Below are 19,531 nucleotides of genomic sequence, written 5' to 3' on the forward strand. Positions count from 1 at the left end.
ACATGATTCAACTGTCCGTCGCGCGTATCGCGTCATGCGTCCTGGCACTGCTGATCGGCGTATCGAGCTTCACGGTTCACGCCCAGGATGGAGGCCGCGTCCTCGAGAGCCGCGATTTCAAGAGCCAGGTTCTCGGCAAGAGCGTCCGCTACAGCGTCTATCTGCCGGCCGGCTACGAGTCGAGCCCGACCCGTCACTATCCGACGGTGTACCTGCTGCATGGCATGCCCTTCGATCCCGTCGATTCGGAAACCGACTGGATCCAGCAGGGTTCGGCTGATCGACTCGTCGGCGAAGCGATCGCGAGCGGCCGGTTGCCGCCGATGATCCTCGTGATGCCCGATGCCGGCACGACCTGGTATTCGAACAGCGCGGACGGCAAAGTCCGTTACGAGGACATGCTGATCGAGGAGTTCATTCCCTTCGTCGATCGTACGTTCCGCACGCGGCCACAGCGCCTGTTCCGTTCGGCCGTCGGCCTGTCGATGGGCGGTTACGGTGCGATGATGCTGGCGATGCGTCATCCGACGCTGTTCAGCGGAGCGGCAGCGCTCTCTCCCGGCATTCGCACCGAACAGGAAATCATCGCGACCGACGATGCGTCCTGGCAGCGCTACTTCGGCCCGATCTACGGCGCGAACCTGCAAGGCGAGGCGCGTCTCAACGATGTCTGGCGCGCTCACTCGCCGCTCGCGCTGGCGAAGACGCTGCCGGTCGAACAGCTGAATCGCCAGCGCTGGTGGATCGACATGGGCGATGATGATTTCCTCTCCCAGGGCGGCGATGCGATGCATACGGTCCTGAAACAGCGCGGGATCAATCATGAGTATCGCGTGCGCGACGGCGGCCACACCTGGCTCTACTGGCGCACGGGACTCGTCGACGCGCTCGAGTTCGTCGCGGGCGCATACTGGTGATCTGAAGCGCGTTTCTGAACGAAACGCCTGAAAAATCCCGGCCCACGACGATACGCTGCCATTTGTAATCGCCTCCGGTGCATCCGCGCCGGAGGTCACGATGCGAAAGCTGCTGGTCGTTCTCAGCCTGGTGGGATCTGTTCTCCCGAGCGGGATTCCATTCGCGGCGAACGCGCCGCCACTGCTGCTCGCCAACATTTTTCGCGAAGACGCCGATCTCCCGAAGTACTGGGTGAGCGAGAAGTACGATGGCATCCGCGCGTACTGGAACGGCAGCGAGCTCGTTACACGCAACGGGAATGCCGTCCCGGCGCCCGGGTGGTTCACCGCGAACCTGCCTGACGTCCCGCTCGATGGCGAACTCTGGACAGGCCGCGGTCAGTTCGAAGCGCTGGCGCGCACCGTTCGCGATGTCATTCCCGACGAGGATGGCTGGCGCGCGGTGCGATACATGGTGTTCGATCTGCCGGCGCATCCCGGCACATTCGATCAGCGGCTGGCGGCGCTCGGGAAATTGCATCTCGTCGCACCGGCCGAGGTCGTGACGCAGTTCAGGGTCGCGGACCGCGACTCACTTGAACGAAAGCTGCGAGAGATCGTCGACGCCGGCGGCGAAGGACTGATGCTTCACCACGGCGATTCGTACTACGTCGCCGGACGCAGCGACGATCTGCTCAAACTCAAACCGACGCTCGATGCGGAAGCACGCGTCGTCGGTCACCTGCCCGGCAAAGGCAAGTACGAAGGCATGATGGGAGCGCTGCGGGTCGAACGGCCTGACGGCTTGCAATTCCTGCTGGGAACCGGCTTCTCCGACGAGCAACGGCGCAATCCGCCGGCGATCGGCAGCTGGGTGACGTACAGCTTCACGAGCCTGACGGCAAAAGGACAGCCGAGGTTTGCGAGATTCGTCAGGGTCGCCGGGAGTAGTACCCGTCAAACCACTCATTCCACGTCTTGCCTTCGTCCCTGGACTCGACAAAGTGCTGACGCACGCGACCGTCGGGCAATGCGGTCCAGATACCTCGCAGGAGTGAGGTTTGCTTCTTGTCGATGTCCTGCAGCGGCCCTTCCAGGATGAGCGAGCCGTCCTGCACCGTGCCGCTCATCTCGAGAATCACGCCCGGACTCACCCAGTTCTGTTTCCAGCGACGAGACAGCGGATCGTAGTAGTTCATGCTCATCCCGCCGTGGCCCGCGGCCGACTGCCATCGTTCGATGAGCACGCAGCCATTCTCTTCCGAAGTAATGGTGTTGTAGCCGGCCAGCTTGCCGCTGCCATCGCGTACCTCCCAGGTGCCCACCCAGAAGTCGAACTGTCGATGCGGCTCGCCATTGCATGCGGGCAACTGCGCTGGGAAGGCCGGCGACGACAGCAGAAGCGCCAGGCTCACGGCACTCGGCAGGGTTGCTCGCATGATCGTTTCCCGCGGGAGAGATCCATCGATCGTAAGCGTGGGGAATGCCCGGCGTGTCTCTCTGGCTGCGAATTTTCCAGGCCTTGACGACGCAAGGGCGAGTTCCCAGTCTATCCATCGTCATGCTGCTGCGATCGATGCCCGACCTCTCGCCTGCGAACCGATCCTTTCGGGAATGGTTCTATACGCGCTGGGGTCGCGAGAATTGCTTGATCCTGGGGCGCGCGCGCCACGCCGAGTACGCAAGGTTCCGGCAGCGCCTGTCGATCAAGATGGCTCGGGGCGGTGGCGAGCGTTACTTCCTCGACGGCCGCAGCGTCGCCGTCGACGATGACAGCTACCTGGTTTTGAACGATGGACGCAGCTACGGATCGCTGATCGACACGGACCAGGAAGTGGAGTCGTTCTCGATCTTCTTCCGGCCCGGCCTGCTCGAAGAAGTCTCCAGCGCAATGCGTGTGCCGATCGATGACATCCCCGCGTACTCCCATCGGTTTGCGGGCAGCATCGAGTTCGACGAGCAATTGCGCCCTCATGATCAGGCGGTATCGCCGGTCATGCGGTTCATTCGTCATCACATCCTCGATGGCGTCGATGACGATCGCTGGTACGAGGAGCAGCTTCACGTCCTTGCCGCACGACTGCTTGCGCAGCAACACCGAACGACGCAGGCGGTGCTGCGGCTCGACTGCGCGAAAGCATCCACGCGACAGGAGCTGCATCGTCGGGTCGGACTCGCGGCCGACTTCATGCAATCGAACTACGAGCGCGACATCGGCCTCGACGACATCGCCGCGGCGGCGTGCCTGTCGGTTCACCACTTCATGCGGCTGTTTCGTCGCGTTCACAGCATGACGCCCACGCAGTTCCTCTACCGCAAACGCGTCCAGGTCGCGCTTCGGCTGCTGCAGCAGTCGAACCTGCCGGCGCAGGACATCGCAAGTCGGGTCGGCTTCAACTCGCGGGCGACCTTCTATCGGCAACTGAAGCGCTGGCGCAACCAGACCCCCTAACCCGATCCGCCGTGCCGCAACGTTTGTAGAATACGAACGGCGGCAGCCTTCGCGGAGGATCTCTTGAGCGCTTCAATTCCAACCCCTATTGCCAATCGAGCGGGTCAGGCACTTATCTGCCTGGGGCTCGGGCTGGTGGTACTCGCGCTCGGCGGTTGCACGAAAAAGCCCGGCACGAGCGCTGAGTCGTCCTTTGGCCTTGCAGCCAACTATGCATCGCCCGCGCCGGCGATAGCAGCTCAGGCCACACGAAGGATCTCGGAGATCGCGGAAGACAGCTCGCTGGCCTATGAGCATTCCGTGTCCATCGAACTTCCCAAGGAAGTCCTGCCGAATCGGATGAAAGAGATCCAGAGCGCTTGCCAGAGTGATGCCCAGTCCGGCTGCACGTTGCTTGATGTCTCGATCAGTGCCAGCGAACGCGTCCCGAGCGGGAACCTGCGCATGCGCCTTGCCCCCGGAGGTGTCGAGCCTTTGCTCGAGGCCGCGTCGAAGGGCGGCGAGATCACTTCGCGCAATACTCATGCGGAGGACCTTGCCGAGTCTGTTGCCGATACCGAACGCAGACTTGCGCTGCTGACGGTGCACCGGGATCGGCTTGCTGAGTTCATGAAGGACAAGTCGCTGAAGGTGGAACAGCTGATCACTGTTTCCCGGGAACTGGCAGACGTGCAGACGCAGCTCGAGCAGGCCGCTACGACGCGAGCCAACCTCCGGCGCCGCATCGACACGGAACTGCTTACGATCTACTTCTCGGTTCCCGTCCAGGATTCCGCGGCTGAGCAATCGCCGATCTTCGATGCGTTGCGCGATTTCGGATCGACACTGCGCGAGACCTTCGGAATGGTCATCCGGTTCATCGCAACGCTGCTGCCGTGGCTGCTCGTGATCGTGCCGGGTCTAATCCTGATCCGTTGGCTCTGGCGACGGATCAGTCTGTGGCTGAATCGCCGCGAGCAACGCCCTGCATGACCGAACGGCTGCGGCTGGTCGTCTTCGATCTCGATGACGTGCTCGTGCATTTCCGGCCGCCGCGGCGGCTCGACTACCTGCATGCGCTCACCGGGCTCGCGCGCGAGCATCTGCACGAATCAATCTGGGCCTCCGACTTCGAGCCGGCAGCTGAGGCCGGCGCGTGGCCGGATCCGGATGACTACCTCGACGAGTTCAACAAGCGGATAGGCTATCGCGTAACCGTGCAGCAGTGGATCGAAGCACGACGTGCCGCAATGGAACTGCGGCCCGAGGTGCTCGACGTCGCTCGTTCACTGCGCGGCCGCGTCGAGCTCGCGCTGCTCACGAACAACGGCTCGCTGCTCAAGCGCTCGCTGCCTGATCTCGTGCCCGATGTGTGCGAGGTTTTCGCGCCGCGCGTGCATGCGTCCTGCGACTTCAATGCACGCAAGCCCGATCCCATCGTCTTCACGCGACTCCTCGAGCACTACGGTGTTTCCCCAGAGCAGGCCCTGCATATCGATGACTCCCTCGATTATGTGAACGGCGCGATCGCCGCCGGCCTTAAGGGTGTGGTTTTCCACGACGTGCATTCGCTGATCGAAGCCTTGGGCCAATTACTCAGTACCGATCGCGGCAAGTAACCAATGCAAGTTCCCGCGGGCAGGCCTATGCTCGCAGCTCATGGGGCGCTTCACCGGGCATGACGTTCAGTTCTTCACAAGCGATGCCGATCAGGTTCGCGCGGTAGCGCATTTCGTTCAGGAAGGCGTCGCCGCTTCGCACACCTGTATCGTGGTCTCGACGCCAGAGCGTCGAAAGCAGATCACTGAGGAGCTGCGGTCGCGAGGCATCGACGTCACTTCTCTGATTGCGCGCTACCAGTACATCGAGCTGGACGCGCGAACCCTCCTTTCCAGTTTTCTCATCGACGATCGTTGCGACCGCGAACACTTCCATCGGATGCTCGACACATTGATGCGCCAGGCGTCGTCGCGTGGTGCACCAGTGCGAGCTTACGGCGAGATGGTCAGCCTGCTGATCGAAGACGGCCTGCCCGAAACGGCGATCGAGCTCGAAGAGCTCTGGAATGAGCTGACCCGCCAACAGGAGCTGATGTTGTTCTGCGGCTATTCCGCGAGCGCTGCGGCCGCACCCGTCTGTTCGAGCCGCGTGAGGGAACGAATCTGCGCCCTCCATAGCCACGCGTGAAGAGTGAGGCGCCTCAAGCCTCGCGCCCCTCTGCCTCCTATATACTCCCGCTCCCTTTCGTCACCGGTGAGATCGACCTGTGGCTTCACTCACGCTTGGCACTCCCCTCGCCCCCTCCGGTACGCGCGTAATGCTGCTTGGCTCGGGTGAGCTGGGCAAGGAAGTGGCGATCGAGCTGCAGCGCTTCGGTTGCGAAGTGATCGCAGTCGACCGCTATCCGAATGCGCCGGCCATGCAGGTCGCTCATCGCTCGCATGTCATCAGCATGCTCGACGGCAGCGCGTTGCGGGCAGTGATCGAGAAAGAACGTCCGCGCCTGATCGTTCCCGAGATCGAAGCCATTGCGACGCCGACGCTGATCGAGCTCGAGACCGAAGGCTTCACGGTCATTCCGACAGCGCGCGCAGCTCGCCTGACGATGGATCGGGAAGGCATCCGCAGGCTCGCGGCCGAACACCTCAAGCTTCGAACATCGCCCTATCGCTTTGCGGACACCGAAGCGGAGTACCGCAACGCCGTGCACGAGCTCGGCATGCCGTGCGTCGTGAAGCCGGTGATGAGCTCGTCGGGCAAAGGACAGAGCGTCGTGAAGTCAGCGGCGGACATCGCGCATGCCTGGAGCTACTCGCAGCAGGGCGGCCGCGCTGGCGGCGGACGGATCATCGTCGAAGGCTTCATTCGCTTCGACTACGAGATCACGCTGCTCACGGTGCGCCATGGCGGCAAGACGAGCTTCTGCGATCCGATCGGGCACCTGCAGATCGACGGCGACTATCGTGAATCGTGGCAGCCCCAGCCGATGAGCGCCCTCGCGCTCGCCGAATCGAAGCATATCGCCGAAGCGATCACGACCGAGCTCGGCGGCAACGGACTCTTCGGCGTCGAGCTCTTCGTTGCGGGCGATACGATCTACTTCAGCGAAGTGTCGCCGCGCCCGCACGACACTGGGCTCGTGACGCTGATCTCGCAGGACCTGTCCGAGTTTGCATTGCATGCCCGCGCGATTCTCGGTTTGCCGATTCCGGTTATCCGACAGCGCGGTCCGGCAGCTTCGTGCGCGTTGCTGGTCGATGGGGACTCCGCCAACGTACGGTTTGAAAATGTTGAACGTGCGTTAACGGAACCTGACACAGCTATCCGGCTCTTCGGAAAACCGGAGGTGAGAGGCCATCGGCGCATGGGCGTATCGCTGGCACTCGGTGACAGCATCGACAGTGCACGCGCGAAGGCACGTGCAATGACGCAAGCGTTGCTCGACGGAGTGCGGCTGGACTGATTCGTGACGTCAAGTCACTTGCCCGTTCCCGGCAATCGGCTGCCTCGTCAGTCCCGATCCATGTAAGCTGCGCGCCTTGCGCAGCTCAGGGGATCTTTTCATGTCGAGCAGCCCCGCCACTGTTTCTTCGCCTATCGCCGACACGCGTACCTGGCTCACGCCAGTCGAGCTGTTGTTGCTCGGCGCCATCTGGGGCGCATCCTTCATGTTCATGCGAGTGTCGGCGAAAGACTTCGGCGCATTCGCACTGGTCGAAGTGCGAATCGCACTGGGTGCGCTGATCCTTCTCCCCTTCCTCTGGCGCGAGCGCGCACTCTTTACACGTTCGATCTGGTTGCGTGCCGCCGCAATCGGGACGATCAACACAGCGATTCCTTTCACCTTGTTCGCATGGGCAGCACAGCGTGCACCCGCCGGCATCGGCGCGATCAGCAATGCGACGGCCGCCATGTTCACAGCACTCGTTGCGTTCGCGCTCTACGGCGAACGCATCAGCCTGCGTCGAAGCATCGGCCTCGTGATCGGCTTCACCGGCGTCGTCGTTCTCGCGAGCGGCAAGACAGATGGCGACAGCGTCTGGCAGGCGGCATTGGCGGGCACATTCGCGGCGCTGCTCTATGGCTTCGGCGGCAACTTCCTGCGCCGCTATCTCGGAACACTTCCGCCCGCGGCAACCGCCGCTGCCACGCTGATCTGCGCGAGTGTCTTGCTTGCCCCGCTCGCGATTGCAACGTGGCCGCAGCAACCCATTCCGACAGTGTCATGGCTGAGTGCAATCGCATTGGGCGTACTCTGCACAGGCGTCGCCTACCTGCTCTACTACCGACTGATCTATCGCATCGGCGCAACGCGTGCATCAACGGTCACGTACCTGATTCCACTGTTCGGTGTCATGTGGGCCTGGCTGCTGCTCGATGAGCCGGTGACGACCAGCATGGCCATTGCCTGCACGCTGATCCTGGGCGGTGTCGCGTTGAGCCAGCAGCGAGCGGTGACTGCGAAGAAACCTTCATGAATGACCGCAACGCCACCGTTGCAGTAGTTGGCGCCGGAGACTTCATCGGCGCGGCCATCGCGAAGCGATTTGCGGCGGAAGGCTTTACGGTGTTCGCCGGTCGACGCAATGGAGACAAGCTCGCACCGTTGGTTGCGGAGATTGAAGCGACCGGCGGCCGGATCGTCGCTCGATCGCTCGACGCGCGCCAGGAAGAGCAGATCGTGCAGTTCCTCGCCGACGCGGATCGACACGCGCCGCTCGAAGTGTGCATCTTCAACGTCGGCGCGAATGTGAATTTCCCGCTGCTCGACACGACGGAGCGTGTGTTCCGCAAAGTCTGGGAGATGGCTTGCTACGGCGGATTTCTTTCGGCACGAGAAGCCGCACGCCTGATGCTGCCGCATGGCCGTGGGGCGATCTTCTTCACGGGCGCGACAGCGAGCCTTCGCGGCGGTATCGGTTACGCGGCCTTTGCGAGTGCCAAGTTCGGATTGCGGGCAGTGGCTCAGAGTGCGGCACGCGAGCTGGGACCCAAGAACATTCACGTCGCGCACCTGATTATCGATGCCGGTGTCGACACCGCGTGGGTACGAGAGCGAATCAAGTCGCAGCACGGTGAGGAAGCAGCAGCCAATCTGCCGCCCGATCAGCTCATGAAACCGGAGTCTGTGGCTGACGCCTATTGGCAGCTCTATCAGCAACCCCGGGATGCCTGGACTTTCGAACACGAGATCCGCCCGTTCGGCGAGAAGTGGTGAACCGCATGCGCAGCGTCGAGTTCCATTTCGATTTCGGCAGCCCGAACGCCTACCTGAGTCATCGGGTCATTCCCGCCATCGAGAAGCGAACCGGCGTCCGCTTCGAGTACGTGCCCGTTCTCCTCGGCGGTGTCTTCAAGCTCACCAGCAACCGCTCGCCGATCGAAAGCTTCGCGGGCGTCCGCAACAAGCTCGAATACCAGCAGCTCGAGATTCGTCGCTTCGTCGCGCGGCATGGCATCACGGATTTCAGGATGAACCCGCATTTCCCCGTGAACACACTGACGTTGATGCGCGGTGCCGTGGCGGCGCAGTCGCTAGGCGTGTATGAACGCTACGTCGAGGCGATGTTCCGCAACATGTGGGCGGAGCCGAAGAAGATGGATGATCCCGAAGTGCTCCGATCAGTGCTGAAGCACGAGGGCTTCGATGCGGAGCGCCTGATGGAACTGGCGCAGACCCAGGCAATCAAGGATCAGCTCGCCGCGAATACTGCGCGCTCAGTGGAGCGAGGGACATTCGGGTCGCCGACGTTCTTCGTGGGGGAGGAGATCTACTTTGGGAAGGACAAGCTGGGGGAAGTAGAGGAGAGCCTGCTGGCCGGCTAGCAATTAGCCGCAGAGAGTCTGGGTTCGCTGTGGGTCCGGCTTTAGCCGGACGTCATCGCCGCAGGCGATCTTGGTTGCGGGTCCGGCGAGCCGGACAGATCGCCTGTCGGCGATGGCTTCCGACTGAAGTCGGACCCACAGCAGGAGATCAGCGCGTCGCCGCGTCGAGGATCGTCCGTCGGATAACTGCCTCGAGCACATCCACCTTGTAAGCATTCCGCGATAGCGGCTTCGCCTTGCTCACCGCTGCTCGCGCCGCGCGGCGTGCGGCTTCCTCATCGACGCGGTGACCCAGCAGGATGGCTTCGGCTTCCGTCGCTCGCATCGGGGTTGGCGCAACCCAGCCGAGCGCGATCGCAATTGACTCCACTCGTGCATCCGACCCCCGGCGCAGTACGACGGCGACGTCGCAGAGAGGCCAATCGTAACTGTCTCGTTCGGTCTGCTTTCGATAAGCCGATTGAGTTCCATCAGCGAGAGCTGGAAGCGTGACCTGCGTGAGGATTTCCCCTTGCTGAAGCGCGGCGTCGCGGTCACGGCCAGGATCCGGCGGCAGGAGGAAGTCGCTAATCGCAACTGTGTGCTGGCCTCGCACCGACGAGAGCTGGACACGTGCGTCGTATGCTACGAGCGCCGTGGCTGGTGTCGATGCATGAACAAGGGGTGTCTGCTCCGTCGCAAAGATTCCGTGATACTGGTTCTCACCCTGTCGCACCGCTTCGGCGACATCCTCACCGCTGAAGTGTTCGTGCCTGAAATACCAGCATCTCGGTCGCTGCAGGAGATTGCCGCCGAGTGTCGCGACATTGCGGACCTGAGGCGTTGCGGCATGGCTCGCTGCTGCTGCGAGCGCGCCGTAGTGCTTCAGCACATTCGGATCGCTGCTGATCTGCGCGAGTGTCACGAGGGCACCCAGGTGCAGCGAACGTGAAGCATCGGTCTGGATTCCGTCGAGGCCTTGAATCGTCCGCAGGTTCACCACGCGCGCGGGCCGAAGGATGCCTTCCTTCATCAGGTCCAGTACATCCATGCCGCCTGCCTTGGCGATCACAGGTCGATCGTGCGTACTCTCAGCGAGCAGCCGCGATGCCTCGTCGACACTGGACGCGTCGATCCATTCGAAGCTGTTCATGCGTTGCCCCGCTCGTCCGGCGCTCTCAGCGCTGCCAGTACGTTTGCCGGCGTCAGCGGCAGGGTGAGTATTCTTTTTCCGGTTGCGTTGAAGAATGCGTTCGCGATCGCGGCGGCGGTCGCCACGTTCGCCGGCTCGGCGACCCCGCGCGCGTCGGTCGACGATTGACCGCCAAGCTGTTCGATCAGATGAACCTCGATCGCCGGCGTTTCGCGCGAACCCACGATCTTGTACTGATCGATATTCGCATTGAGCTGCACACCACTCGCGCCGTCGAGGTGCCGCTCCTCATACAGCGCGTAGCTCACGCCCTGAATCACGCCGCCGTAGATCTGGCTCTCGACGAGCTGCGGATTGATCGGCCGTCCGCAGTCGTGCACGGCCAGCACGCGCTCGACTTTCACGACACCCGTTTCGGTGTCGACGCTGATCTGCGCGAACTGGACGCCACCAATGCCGTGACGACTCAACTGAAAGTCACCGGCCGTGCGTGCGTAGCCTTCGTAGTCCGGCACGCGCCGCGAGCGCTGCACGATCGTGTCGATACGCGCTTCGCGAATCGCCTCACGAAAGCCCATCGACCGGGTCGGGCCCTCGACCTTTCCTCCTGAGAAAACAACCTCGCCCGGCTTGCATCCGAGCAGCGGCGCGATGTGTTTCGCGAGTTCCTGTGCAGCGCGGTAAGCGGCATTGCGTGCTGCCGGCGTCAGCGAGCTCGTCACGCGACTGCCACCCGATGGCGGCCCGGCGGGATAGCGGGAATCGCCAATGCGCGCGTCGATTTCCTCGGTGCGCAGGCCGAACTCCTCGGCGATGACCTGCGCAAATACCGTTCTCGTTCCGGTACCGATGTCCTGCGCGCTGCTGAACGCCTGCACAGTGCCGTCGCCGAGCACACGCACTTCGCATTCAGTGTCTTTGTGCACGATGTAGTACCACTGCGATTGCGCCATACCGACACCGCGCTTGATCGGCCCCGCATCTGCGTTGGTGGGACGACGCTTCTCCCAGCCGAAGCGTTGCGCGCCGCGATGGCGTTCGACCTTGCGCGCTTTGCTGTCGTCGACGTCGCGCGTGTCGATGCGATCGCGCAGTTCTATCGGATCGATGCCCAGCTTGTCCGCGATCTCGTCGATGGCCTGCTCCAGCGCGAAGATTCCCTGGACCTGACCCGGGCCGCGAAATGCAGCGGCTGGCCCGGCGTTGGTGAAGACATCGTAGTGCTCAGTCGAAACGTTCGAGCACGCGTAGAGCGTCGAGTGACACGAGCCGACGCCAGCCCCCGCCGCCACTCCGCCGGTGCCGAAGCTCCGCAACCGCACCGCTGTCAGCGTGCCATCGCGTTTCGCGCCGATCTTGAGCTGCTGCACCGTAGCGGGCCGGTTGCCGACCGTTACGTGCTCTTCTCTGCGATCGAGCATGAATCGCACTGGTGCGCGAGCCTTGCGGGAAAGATGAATCGCGAGCGCACCATAGTTCCCGATGCCGTACTTCGCGCCGAATCCACCGCCCGTGAATTCACTCAGCACGCGAACCTTCGCCGGGTCGAGACCGAAGATCTCGACGGCTTCATCGCGCACGCTCAGCGTGAACTGCGTCGAGGCGTAGAGCGTCAGTTCATCATCGCGCCAGTCGGCAACGATGCCGTGCGTCTCCATCGGCACATGCGTCTGGACCTGAGTGCGGTATTCGCGCTCGACGACGACTTCCGCGTCCGCGAAGCCCTGATCGACGTTGCCACGGGTATTCGTGGCGGGACCGCGAAGATTGCCCTTCTGATCGAGACCCTTCTGCGCCCCTCCGCCACCCGCCGTCGCGGGCTGCTCCGTCGGTCCGGGAAAGATCATCGGTGCATCCGGCTGCCGCGCTTCCTCCAGCGATACGACATGCGGCAACGGCTCATATTCGATCTGGACGAGGCTTGCCGCTTCCCGCGCTGCCCTCGCTGATGTCGCAGCGATACCCGCGATCGGTTGGCCGAGATAGCGTACCGTCGGATAGCGCTGCTTCGCCTCGTCTCCCGGATCGCGCAAGCTCGCGGTCATGAGCACGCGATCGAGGATGTGAACCGCACGCACTCCTGGATGACGTTCAGCCTTGCTCGTATCGATCGATCTGATTCTCGCGTGCGCCACCGTACTCGACACGGTGCAGCCGAAGAGCATGCCGTCGAGCTGCACATCGAACGTGTAGAGGGCCTGACCGGTCACCTTCTGTCGTGCGTCGAGACGCGGCGTGGGCTTCCCGACGACGGCGAGCTGATCGTTCGCCGGCCAGGGAGGTGGTTCGTCCTGGGGTACTTTTCGAACGACATCTCGCAGGGCGTCGCCGACAATGCCGTACTGAACGGACCGGTCGCTGGATGCGGGGTCGCTCACTTCTGCGCTTCCTTCGATCCGCTCACCGAGGCCGCCGCCGCCAGCGTCGCTTTGAACACATTGGGGTAGGTGCCGCATCGGCACAGATGTCCGCTCACGGCCTGCCTGACTTCGTCGAGCGTGCACTGTGGATTGCGCTCGACCAGCCGCGCGCAGCTCATGATCATGCCGGGCGTGCAGAAGCCGCATTGCAGGGCGTCGTGCTCGATGAAGGCCTCCTGCACCGGATGCAGCCGATCACCCTTCGAGAGACCTTCGATGGTGACGATCTTTCTGCCGCGCACATCGAGCGCGAACGTCATGCAGCTTGCGATCACGTCGCCGTCGAGCCAGACGGAGCATGCTGAACACGCACCGCGATCGCAGCCGATCTTCGTGCCCGTCAGACCAAGCGTGTTGCGCAGCACTTCGACCAGCGTCGTCGCGGGATCAACCTTCACCGCAACGCGCTGTCCATTGACGTCGAGATCGATTTCCAGCGGCTCGGGACCGACCAGCGACGGCGCGGTCGGGGGTTCGATTTTTCCGGCGTAGCTCATGACGAAGTATCGATGGGAATACGGTGGCGACAGATTACGCGCCTGAAAACGCAACGACCACCGTACAGTGAAGTTCCGCTGCGCAGCCGCAGCAGCGACGCATCAGGGATTGCGCAATCGGCATCCGCGCCGGGAATCGGCGACAATGCGTGCATGCAGTCGGTCCCGACAGAATCCGCTCACACCCTCCCGGCAGGTACCTTCGGCGCCTGGTTGAAGAGCACGCGCGCGTCGCTGCAGGGCGAAGGCGGATCGGATGTTCCTTGCGGCGACTGCGTCGGCTGCTGCGTCTCGTCCTATTTCATCCCGCTGCGGCCCAAGGACACGGCCGCGCTCCATGAGATCCCAGCGAAGTTCCTGTCGGCCACGCAGCCTCGCGGAAACTGGGTAATGGGGTATCGCGATGACGGTACGTGCCCGATGCTGCGCGATCGCAAGTGTTCGATCTACGCCCATCGGCCGCAGACCTGCCGCGACTACGACTGCCGGGTTTTCGCGGCAGCGGGCATGGAGGCCGGCGGGCCAGACAAATCAGTGATCAACGAACGCGTGCGCGCCTGGCGATTCACTTATGCCGACGAAGCAGATCACGCCGCGCATCGCGCAGTACAGGCTGCAGCAACGTTCATCCGCGAGAAGCGTGAGCATTTCCCGGGCGGACGCGCACCAACGGCACCGACTGGCGTCGCGGTGCTGGCGGTCAAGGTCTACGAGCTGTTTCTGGATGAAGCCGCCGAGCGGCGCGATGCGGAGGCGCTTGCGGCTGACGTCGTGAAGATGGCCCGGGCGTTTGACGCCGCTTCAACGGACCTGCGCTAGGGATTCGATCGATACGGCTCGGGAATCGGCGCGGTCGCTTTCTCGAGCTGGTAGTACAGCGTGACGATGCGCCACTCGCCGTTGTCTTTATAGAGCTGCAGGCTGTTCACGCCGATCGCGGTCGGTTCCTTCGCATTGCGGTCCTTGCGCGATTCCACGGTCGAGAAGACTTGCGCGAGCTCTTCGTAGCGATCGATCGAGCGATGCACTTCACGCTCGTAGAAACCTTCCGCGCTCGGTGAAGCGTACAGTTCGATGAACTCCTTCACCTCGAATACCCGCAGCTGCGGCTGGCCCGTCTTCGTGCTCACGCCGTAGATGCGGGCCTGCGGGTGGAATATCTCGCGCAGCGTTTTCACGTCGGCCGCTTTGCCTGGGTCGTTCGCCAGCGCTGCCCAGAGCTTGTCGACTGTTGTTTCGACGGAGTCGTCGGCACGTGCCAGCGTGCCGAACGCGATCATTGCCGCGAACAGTGCGAATCGGAGCTGCATCAATGAAAGCTCAGGTGCGCGAAACCGCCGCTGCTTCGACGGGCTTGCGGGCAGCCGCCGGAATGAGCTCGCGCCAGGACGGTGTCGTGCGGAACTCGATGTAGCGGAACGTGAACGCAGAGATCGCGAAGACGATCGCGAGGTAACCCGCGTAACCCAGCAATCCCGTATACATGGAATGCTTGAAATGCAGCTGCAAGATGCCGTGCCACATATAGAGGCTGTAGCACATCACGCCGAACAACTGCAGCCAGCGCCACTGCATGACACTGGCCCACCAGCGGGAAGCCGTGAGCAGGCCCAACGTCGCCGCCAGTACGCCGAGATCGACGAGATTGTTTGCGAAAGCGCCGCTGACCGGCGGGAGTGCGCCGAGGTAGCGGAATGCCCAGATCAGTGCGCCGCCGAGAACGAGCGCGCCGCCGATCCAGAGATGAGATGCATGAGCGCGAAAGCCGTTTCGATAAAGATGCGCCGCGAACATGCCGATGACGAACTCATCGAGCCGGCCGATGACAGAGTCGCTGATCGGGTTGAGGGGCGTTGCCGCGGAGCCGATCATGAGCTGGCCGCCGATCCGTACGACGAGCGCGAGGATGAGTGCGAGCACCAGACCTTTTCTCCAGCCGAGCTTGCGCACGCCAATCACCACGAGCGGGAACAGCACCGAGAACCAGATCTCCGCACCGAGTGACCACATCACCCAGTTGCCCGGCGGATAGAACATGCCCGGCACGAACGGATAGGTGCACGTCGCATACAGCAGCGCGACCTTGTAGAAGTACGGCTGGTTCGGCTGCAGGTCGGTCATGAAGACCAGCGAGACGATCCAGACGAATGTGTACAGCGGGATCAGGCGGATGAACCGGCGCCGATAGAACTCCCGGATGTCACCCTGGCTGCTCATGTGCCGCTTGCCTGACGCGTACGGCAGGTAGAGGACGAAGCCCGACAGGAAGAAGAACAGGTTGACGCCGAGCCAGCCGCTCGATGCGATCAGGTCGACCAGCCAAGGCGTCGAATTGTTCGCGGCGCCGTACTTGAAATAGTCGAAGAACGAATGATGGAAAATGGTGCCGAGGATCGCGAGACCTCGCAGACCATTGATGACACCCAGTCTATCCATGTAGTGAATCCGGCTCCCCGGCGCAAAAGTGCGCGGAGCGTAGGTTGCAGACCGACATCTCGCAACTTTTGTCGGCGTCCGGCCGCGGAGCGGGAGCGTCGGGGGCGAGAGCTATGCGTGTGGCCGGGGTCCGACGGACCGCGACCAGCCACGCTGTACAGGATGCCTGTCCCCATGGGACGGTGCATCGGCCGGAAGTCTAGGTCAGGGGGAGGGATTTGCCTAAAGGTCTCTTGCGAAAGCGTGATCGACCGCAACTTGCGGGGAATGACCCCGGTCGTAGAGGGGGCGCCAGGCCTCCCAGTCGATGTCGTCGAGACCGACGTCCTGCAGCACTTCGGGGAAATCGGCTCGGATCACGGCCACGACTTCATCCCGCCATTGTGCCCACGCATCGGGCCACATCTGCGTTACCTGTGCGGGTTGTGCCATCGTTGGCTCCTCGATCGCGAATACTGCCGAACCATCATTGAGATCCTGTGACACCGATCCGTGGCACCGATCAGTGCCGTGGCACTGGCCGTTCGAAACGCGCACGTGCAGTACTTGTTCCGGTCGTGCAAGGGGTGCGAAGCGTAAGGGAACTTCACGACGCGCGGACCCGCAACGCTCATCAGGCAAACCCTGCTGCAAGTGCTTTCAGTGGCTGAACCCGCTGTGTTTCTCAAGTTAGACGATTGATGTGACAACGTCAGTCGAACCGAAGTCACGAACGGGTCGTAAGGGCTGGTTCGCGCCCAATGATTCGTTCGGGGCCCAGAACGTTTCGTTCTGGGCGTTTCGTTCTGTTACCGCTATTTCACCCGGCGTCGACTGACTCGTCACCCTCGCGCGCATAGCCTTGCCTCCAGCGCATCGCAGTGCAGCGGACCCCGAGAGAACGTAGAACCATGCGCTTGAAGTCTTTCCTGCTGGCATTTGCCGGCGTGACGCTCAGCCACATCGCGTCAGGCGCCGATCTGCTCAACGCTTCGTACGATGTTTCGCGCGAGCTGTTCGATGACATCAATCCGGCTTTCATCGCTCAATGGAAAGCGAAGACCGGCGAGGAAGTGCGCATCCGCCAGTCGCATGGCGGCTCTTCGAAGCAAGCGCGATCGGTTGCGGACGGCTTGCCAGCCGATATCGTCACGTTCAATCAGGTCACGGACATCGAGCTGCTGGAGAAACGCGGTCTCGTCGCGACCGGGTGGCGACAACGCCTGCCGCACGGAGCATCGCCCTACTACTCGTTGCCCGTGCTGCTCGTGCGCGAAGGCAATCCAAAGAGGATTCGCGACTGGTCCGACCTGGTTCAGCCAGGGATTCAGGTCGTCTTCCCGAATCCGAAGACTTCCGGCAACGGCCGGTACACGTACCTCGCCGCATACGCTTACGCACTCGATCGATTCAAAGGCGACCGGACACAGGCGACTGCGTTCGTCGGCAAGCTGCTTGCGAACGTCCCCGTCTTCGACACAGGGGGGCGAGGTGCGAGCACCACGTTCATCGAGCGAGGCATCGGCGATGTGCTCGTGACGTTCGAATCGGAGATCACGGCGATCCGCAAGGAATATGGCAAGAGCAAGCTCGAGGCCGTGACGCCTTCGCTGAGTCTTCGCGCCGACTTCCCGGTCGCTGTCGTGGACAAGGTGGTCGACAAGAAGAGAACGCGGAAAGCGGCAACCGCCTACCTCGAGTTCCTGTTCTCACCGCAAGGCCAGGACATCATCGCAAAGCACTACAACCGGGTGGACGACCCTGCGGTCAGTCACCGATACGCGCAGCAGTTTCCGTCAGTGAAGCTGGTGACAGTGGATCAGGCGCTCGGCGGCTGGGAGGCCGTGAGCAAGGAGCACTTCGCGGACGGCGGGATTCTGGACCGCGCGTTGCTCAACGCACCGGCGCGCTGATTCAGGCAGGAAGCACCGTCGCTGCGACCGCGACCGTCGTGCTCACCACGAGTACCGCGCCGATAAACTTAGCGAAGACTCTTCCCAGGCCATCGTTGCTCGCGAGCGCTGGAGCATTCACTTCGACCGCTGCACCTTCGCGTGCTTCGAGCCGGAGCTTGTGAACGTAGCCGCTGCGATCCGGGCTTGCCCTGCGGTTGGACGGAATGACTGCAATGACGGGCATGACTGTCTCGTTCGGCTCGGAAGATTCGGAGTTTCGAGTCTAGACAGCGAGCGGTCACGGACGCAGTCGCAGCGCGGTTATGAATGGGTCACCAACTGTGCGGCCTCCGCCCTGGCGAACTGTGGCGTCTCAACGGCAATCCCCGGCGCTACGCTTGTTTCCTCTACAACAGCGGAGCCGTCGATGATCGTTCAACGTCTTGCAGCCTTTTCCAACGGCAACTCAGGCGGCAATCCCGCGGGCGTCGTCATTGCAGACACGCTGCCCTCGGTTGAAGAGATGCAGAGCATCGCCCGCGATGTTGGCTTTTCGGAGACCGCGTTCGCAGCGCCGAGCGGCGACCATTGGCGAGTCCGCTACTTCGCGCCGGAAGCCGAGGTGCCCTTCTGCGGTCACGCAACGATCGCGCTGGGTGCCGCGCTTGCGATGCGCGAAGGCGATGGCACGTTTCCGCTGCAGCTCAATCAAGGCAACATCTCCGTCGAAGGACGCACCCAGGGCGACTTCTACGCTGCCGCGCTGCAGTCGCCGCCGACGAGAAGCGCGATCGCCGACGATCAAACGAGCGCTCAGGCACTCGAGCTGTTCGGCCTGAGCAAGTCAGACCTCGACGCACGCATCCCTGTCGCACGCATTCACGGCGGCGCCGATCATCTGGTCATCATGCTCAAGGATCGCGCGACGCTCGCAGCGATGAAGTACGACTTCACGAAGGGCCAGTCACTGATGCAACGGGAAGGCTGGGTCACGGTGCTGCTCGGCTACGCTGAATCCGCGCAGCGCTTTCACACTCGGAACGCATTCGCCTTCGGCGGCGTGTACGAAGATCCAGCCACTGGCGCCTCGACCGCTGCGTTCTCAGGCTACCTTCGCGACCTGGGCTGGCCCCACGGCGGCCGCATCGAAGTCCATCAGGGCGACGACATGGGCGTGCCCTCGCGGCTGACGGCGCAGATCGGCGCGAAGAAAGGGGAGTCGATCAGGGTGTCGGGGACGGCGCGCGTCATTGGGTGAGCAGAGCAGTTTCGGAGATAGGAGAAGATTTTCCGGCTCCGGCTCCCGGCTCTTCCTTACTCCACCACCAACTTATACCCCGCCCCCGGAGTCGTCTGCAGCACCTGCGGTGTCGCGGGATCGTGCTCGAGTTTCTGTCGCAACCGATAGATCAACTGCTTCAGCGTCCGCCGTTCGCGCGAGGTTGCACGTCCCCACACATGATTGAGCAAACGTTCGGCGGTGACGGTTCTGCCGGGGCTCGTCATCAACAGATGCAGTGCCCTGAGCTCGAGCGGCGTCAGTCGGAACGGTTCGCCCGATCCGATGCGAAGGGTCTGCTGCTCGAGATCGAGATGGACGTTACCGGCGGCGAGCGAATCGGCGTTCATCGGCTCAGAGCGCCGCACGAGAGCACGAATGCGGGCGAGCAGTGCACGCGGACTGAATGGCTTGCGCACGTAGTCATCGGCGCCACTTTCGAGGGCACTGACCAGATCGTCCTCCTGGTCACGCACGGTGAGCATCATGATCGGCACCGTCGAGCGGCTGCGGATCTCGCGGCAGACTTCGAGGCCGTTCGGCGCCGGCATGTTGATGTCGAGCAGCACGAACTCGGGCGGCTCTTCCGCGAAGGAACGCAGTGCGCCGGAGCCGTCGTGTGCGGTGCGAACGTCGTAGCCCGCCTGACGCAGGGTGAAGCCGATCAGCGCGAGCAGATCGGCATCGTCATCCGCAATGAGCACCTTCAAGGGCCGGCTGACCTGAGGTTCGATGGCCAT

The 19,531-nt window shown here is 62.8% G+C and carries 21 protein-coding genes and 1 pseudogene; 13 read left to right on the forward strand and 9 right to left on the reverse strand.

Annotated elements, in window-relative coordinates; all coding sequences use genetic code 11:
* The first annotated feature begins 2 nt into the window (after window positions 1-2).
* Complete coding sequence (locus tag HNQ60_RS08545; protein WP_184330666.1) at window positions 3-917, forward strand: alpha/beta hydrolase; 915 nt, start codon at window positions 3-5, stop codon at window positions 915-917.
* 100 nt (window positions 918-1,017) lie between these two features.
* Window positions 1,018-1,779, forward strand: a pseudogene (locus tag HNQ60_RS28285) (DNA ligase); the annotation flags it as partial.
* A 49-nt stretch (window positions 1,780-1,828) separates the two neighbouring features.
* On the opposite strand, the gene HNQ60_RS27440 reads toward HNQ60_RS28285, so the two are convergent.
* Entirely contained in the window at window positions 1,829-2,335 is a 507-nt protein-coding gene (locus HNQ60_RS27440) for a hypothetical protein (RefSeq protein ID WP_246433493.1), read from the reverse strand.
* A 53-nt stretch (window positions 2,336-2,388) separates the two neighbouring features.
* Here HNQ60_RS27440 and HNQ60_RS28065 point away from each other — a divergent pair, with 53 nt between their 5' ends.
* From HNQ60_RS28065 to HNQ60_RS08590, 8 genes are all read left to right on the forward strand, one after another.
* Window positions 2,389-3,348, forward strand: a complete 960-nt coding sequence (locus tag HNQ60_RS28065) for a helix-turn-helix domain-containing protein (RefSeq protein ID WP_184330669.1) — start codon at window positions 2,389-2,391, stop codon at window positions 3,346-3,348.
* Between the two features lie 63 nt (window positions 3,349-3,411).
* The gene (locus HNQ60_RS08560) at window positions 3,412-4,320 is read left to right on the forward strand and encodes a DUF4349 domain-containing protein (RefSeq protein WP_184330671.1); all 909 of its coding nucleotides are present in this window, start codon (window positions 3,412-3,414) and stop codon (window positions 4,318-4,320) included.
* Window positions 4,317-4,946 carry an HAD family hydrolase gene (locus HNQ60_RS08565; RefSeq protein ID WP_184330673.1) on the forward strand — a complete coding sequence of 210 codons (630 nt, stop codon included), beginning with the start codon at window positions 4,317-4,319 and terminating at the stop codon, window positions 4,944-4,946. The genes HNQ60_RS08560 and HNQ60_RS08565 overlap by 4 nt, the downstream gene beginning before the upstream one ends.
* A 40-nt stretch (window positions 4,947-4,986) precedes the next feature.
* Window positions 4,987-5,514: an MEDS domain-containing protein gene (locus HNQ60_RS08570; RefSeq protein WP_184330675.1), complete on the forward strand. Its 528-nt coding sequence runs from the start codon at window positions 4,987-4,989 to the stop codon at window positions 5,512-5,514.
* Between the two features lie 79 nt (window positions 5,515-5,593).
* On the forward strand, window positions 5,594-6,790 hold the full coding sequence (gene purT / locus HNQ60_RS08575; protein ID WP_184330678.1) for a formate-dependent phosphoribosylglycinamide formyltransferase: 1,197 nt from the start codon (window positions 5,594-5,596) through the stop codon (window positions 6,788-6,790).
* A 100-nt stretch (window positions 6,791-6,890) separates the two neighbouring features.
* Window positions 6,891-7,805: a DMT family transporter gene (locus HNQ60_RS08580; protein WP_184330680.1), complete on the forward strand. Its 915-nt coding sequence runs from the start codon at window positions 6,891-6,893 to the stop codon at window positions 7,803-7,805.
* A complete protein-coding gene (locus HNQ60_RS08585; RefSeq protein WP_184330682.1) occupies window positions 7,802-8,545 on the forward strand; it encodes an SDR family NAD(P)-dependent oxidoreductase in 744 nt (247 codons plus the stop codon). The genes HNQ60_RS08580 and HNQ60_RS08585 overlap by 4 nt, the downstream gene beginning before the upstream one ends.
* Window positions 8,546-8,550: 5 nt before the next feature.
* A complete protein-coding gene (locus HNQ60_RS08590) occupies window positions 8,551-9,153 on the forward strand; it encodes a 2-hydroxychromene-2-carboxylate isomerase (protein WP_184331820.1) in 603 nt (200 codons plus the stop codon).
* A gap of 148 nt (window positions 9,154-9,301) precedes the next feature.
* On the opposite strand, the gene HNQ60_RS08595 is transcribed toward HNQ60_RS08590, so the two are convergent.
* Genes HNQ60_RS08595 through HNQ60_RS08605 form a run of 3 tightly spaced genes read right to left on the reverse strand, consistent with a single transcriptional unit; the run spans window position 9,302 to window position 13,202 of the window.
* A complete protein-coding gene (locus tag HNQ60_RS08595; protein WP_184330684.1) occupies window positions 9,302-10,285 on the reverse strand; it encodes an FAD binding domain-containing protein in 984 nt (327 codons plus the stop codon).
* Window positions 10,282-12,663: a xanthine dehydrogenase family protein molybdopterin-binding subunit gene (locus HNQ60_RS08600; protein WP_221304102.1), complete on the reverse strand. Its 2,382-nt coding sequence runs from the start codon at window positions 12,661-12,663 to the stop codon at window positions 10,282-10,284. The genes HNQ60_RS08595 and HNQ60_RS08600 overlap by 4 nt, the downstream gene beginning before the upstream one ends.
* On the reverse strand, window positions 12,660-13,202 hold the full coding sequence (locus HNQ60_RS08605) for a (2Fe-2S)-binding protein (protein ID WP_184330688.1): 543 nt from the start codon (window positions 13,200-13,202) through the stop codon (window positions 12,660-12,662). Before HNQ60_RS08605 ends, HNQ60_RS08600 begins: the two co-directional genes overlap by 4 nt.
* Window positions 13,203-13,355: 153 nt before the next feature.
* Between HNQ60_RS08605 and HNQ60_RS08610 the strand changes: the two genes are divergently transcribed.
* Entirely contained in the window at window positions 13,356-14,021 is a 666-nt protein-coding gene (locus tag HNQ60_RS08610; protein ID WP_184330690.1) for a YkgJ family cysteine cluster protein, read from the forward strand.
* On the opposite strand, the gene HNQ60_RS08615 is transcribed toward HNQ60_RS08610, so the two are convergent.
* The 3 genes from HNQ60_RS08615 to HNQ60_RS08625 form a co-directional block, all read right to left on the reverse strand.
* Window positions 14,018-14,512, reverse strand: a complete 495-nt coding sequence (locus tag HNQ60_RS08615; RefSeq protein WP_184330692.1) for a nuclear transport factor 2 family protein — start codon at window positions 14,510-14,512, stop codon at window positions 14,018-14,020. The genes HNQ60_RS08610 and HNQ60_RS08615 overlap by 4 nt on opposite strands.
* 10 nt (window positions 14,513-14,522) lie before the next feature.
* The gene (locus HNQ60_RS08620; RefSeq protein ID WP_184330694.1) at window positions 14,523-15,638 is read right to left on the reverse strand and encodes an acyltransferase family protein; all 1,116 of its coding nucleotides are present in this window, start codon (window positions 15,636-15,638) and stop codon (window positions 14,523-14,525) included.
* 222 nt (window positions 15,639-15,860) lie between these two features.
* Complete coding sequence (locus HNQ60_RS08625; protein ID WP_184330696.1) at window positions 15,861-16,070, reverse strand: hypothetical protein; 210 nt, start codon at window positions 16,068-16,070, stop codon at window positions 15,861-15,863.
* Between the two features lie 458 nt (window positions 16,071-16,528).
* On the opposite strand from HNQ60_RS08625, the gene HNQ60_RS08630 reads away from it, so the two are divergent.
* Window positions 16,529-17,530 carry a sulfate ABC transporter substrate-binding protein gene (locus HNQ60_RS08630; RefSeq protein WP_184330698.1) on the forward strand — a complete coding sequence of 334 codons (1,002 nt, stop codon included), beginning with the start codon at window positions 16,529-16,531 and terminating at the stop codon, window positions 17,528-17,530.
* A gap of 1 nt (window position 17,531) precedes the next feature.
* Here HNQ60_RS08630 and HNQ60_RS08635 read toward each other — a convergent pair whose 3' ends face one another.
* Entirely contained in the window at window positions 17,532-17,756 is a 225-nt protein-coding gene (locus tag HNQ60_RS08635) for a hypothetical protein (protein ID WP_184330700.1), read from the reverse strand.
* Window positions 17,757-17,939: 183 nt separating this feature from the next.
* On the opposite strand from HNQ60_RS08635, the gene HNQ60_RS08640 reads away from it, so the two are divergent.
* Window positions 17,940-18,770 (forward strand): PhzF family phenazine biosynthesis protein, encoded by an 831-nt coding sequence (locus tag HNQ60_RS08640; RefSeq protein ID WP_184330702.1) that lies wholly within the window; start codon window positions 17,940-17,942, stop codon window positions 18,768-18,770.
* Between the two features lie 56 nt (window positions 18,771-18,826).
* On the opposite strand, the gene HNQ60_RS08645 is transcribed toward HNQ60_RS08640, so the two are convergent.
* A complete protein-coding gene (locus tag HNQ60_RS08645; protein ID WP_184330704.1) occupies window positions 18,827-19,531 on the reverse strand; it encodes a response regulator transcription factor in 705 nt (234 codons plus the stop codon).

The organism is Povalibacter uvarum, assembly GCF_014202975.1.
GTDB lineage: Bacteria > Pseudomonadota > Gammaproteobacteria > Steroidobacterales > Steroidobacteraceae > Steroidobacter > Steroidobacter uvarum.

Excerpts from the sequence above, each read along its gene's own strand:
- HNQ60_RS08590 (WP_184331820.1), top strand. The coding sequence starts at position 8,551 with ATGCGCAGCGTCGAGTTCCATTTCGATTTCGGCAGCCCGAACGCCTAC.
- HNQ60_RS08545 (WP_184330666.1), top strand. The coding sequence starts at position 3 with ATGATTCAACTGTCCGTCGCGCGTATCGCGTCATGCGTCCTGGCACTG.
- HNQ60_RS08580 (WP_184330680.1), top strand. The coding sequence starts at position 6,891 with ATGTCGAGCAGCCCCGCCACTGTTTCTTCGCCTATCGCCGACACGCGT.
- HNQ60_RS08570 (WP_184330675.1), top strand. The coding sequence starts at position 4,987 with ATGGGGCGCTTCACCGGGCATGACGTTCAGTTCTTCACAAGCGATGCC.
- HNQ60_RS08640 (WP_184330702.1), top strand. The coding sequence starts at position 17,940 with ATGATCGTTCAACGTCTTGCAGCCTTTTCCAACGGCAACTCAGGCGGC.
- HNQ60_RS08595 (WP_184330684.1), bottom strand. The coding sequence starts at position 10,285 with ATGAACAGCTTCGAATGGATCGACGCGTCCAGTGTCGACGAGGCATCG.
- HNQ60_RS08625 (WP_184330696.1), bottom strand. The coding sequence starts at position 16,070 with ATGGCACAACCCGCACAGGTAACGCAGATGTGGCCCGATGCGTGGGCA.
- HNQ60_RS08605 (WP_184330688.1), bottom strand. The coding sequence starts at position 13,202 with ATGAGCTACGCCGGAAAAATCGAACCCCCGACCGCGCCGTCGCTGGTC.
- HNQ60_RS27440 (WP_246433493.1), bottom strand. The coding sequence starts at position 2,335 with ATGCGAGCAACCCTGCCGAGTGCCGTGAGCCTGGCGCTTCTGCTGTCG.
- HNQ60_RS08620 (WP_184330694.1), bottom strand. The coding sequence starts at position 15,638 with ATGGATAGACTGGGTGTCATCAATGGTCTGCGAGGTCTCGCGATCCTC.
- HNQ60_RS08645 (WP_184330704.1), bottom strand. The coding sequence starts at position 19,531 with ATGGCCATCGAACCTCAGGTCAGCCGGCCCTTGAAGGTGCTCATTGCG.
- HNQ60_RS08585 (WP_184330682.1), top strand. The coding sequence starts at position 7,802 with ATGAATGACCGCAACGCCACCGTTGCAGTAGTTGGCGCCGGAGACTTC.
- HNQ60_RS08615 (WP_184330692.1), bottom strand. The coding sequence starts at position 14,512 with ATGCAGCTCCGATTCGCACTGTTCGCGGCAATGATCGCGTTCGGCACG.
- HNQ60_RS08610 (WP_184330690.1), top strand. The coding sequence starts at position 13,356 with ATGCAGTCGGTCCCGACAGAATCCGCTCACACCCTCCCGGCAGGTACC.
- HNQ60_RS08635 (WP_184330700.1), bottom strand. The coding sequence starts at position 17,756 with ATGCCCGTCATTGCAGTCATTCCGTCCAACCGCAGGGCAAGCCCGGAT.
- HNQ60_RS08630 (WP_184330698.1), top strand. The coding sequence starts at position 16,529 with ATGCGCTTGAAGTCTTTCCTGCTGGCATTTGCCGGCGTGACGCTCAGC.
- HNQ60_RS08565 (WP_184330673.1), top strand. The coding sequence starts at position 4,317 with ATGACCGAACGGCTGCGGCTGGTCGTCTTCGATCTCGATGACGTGCTC.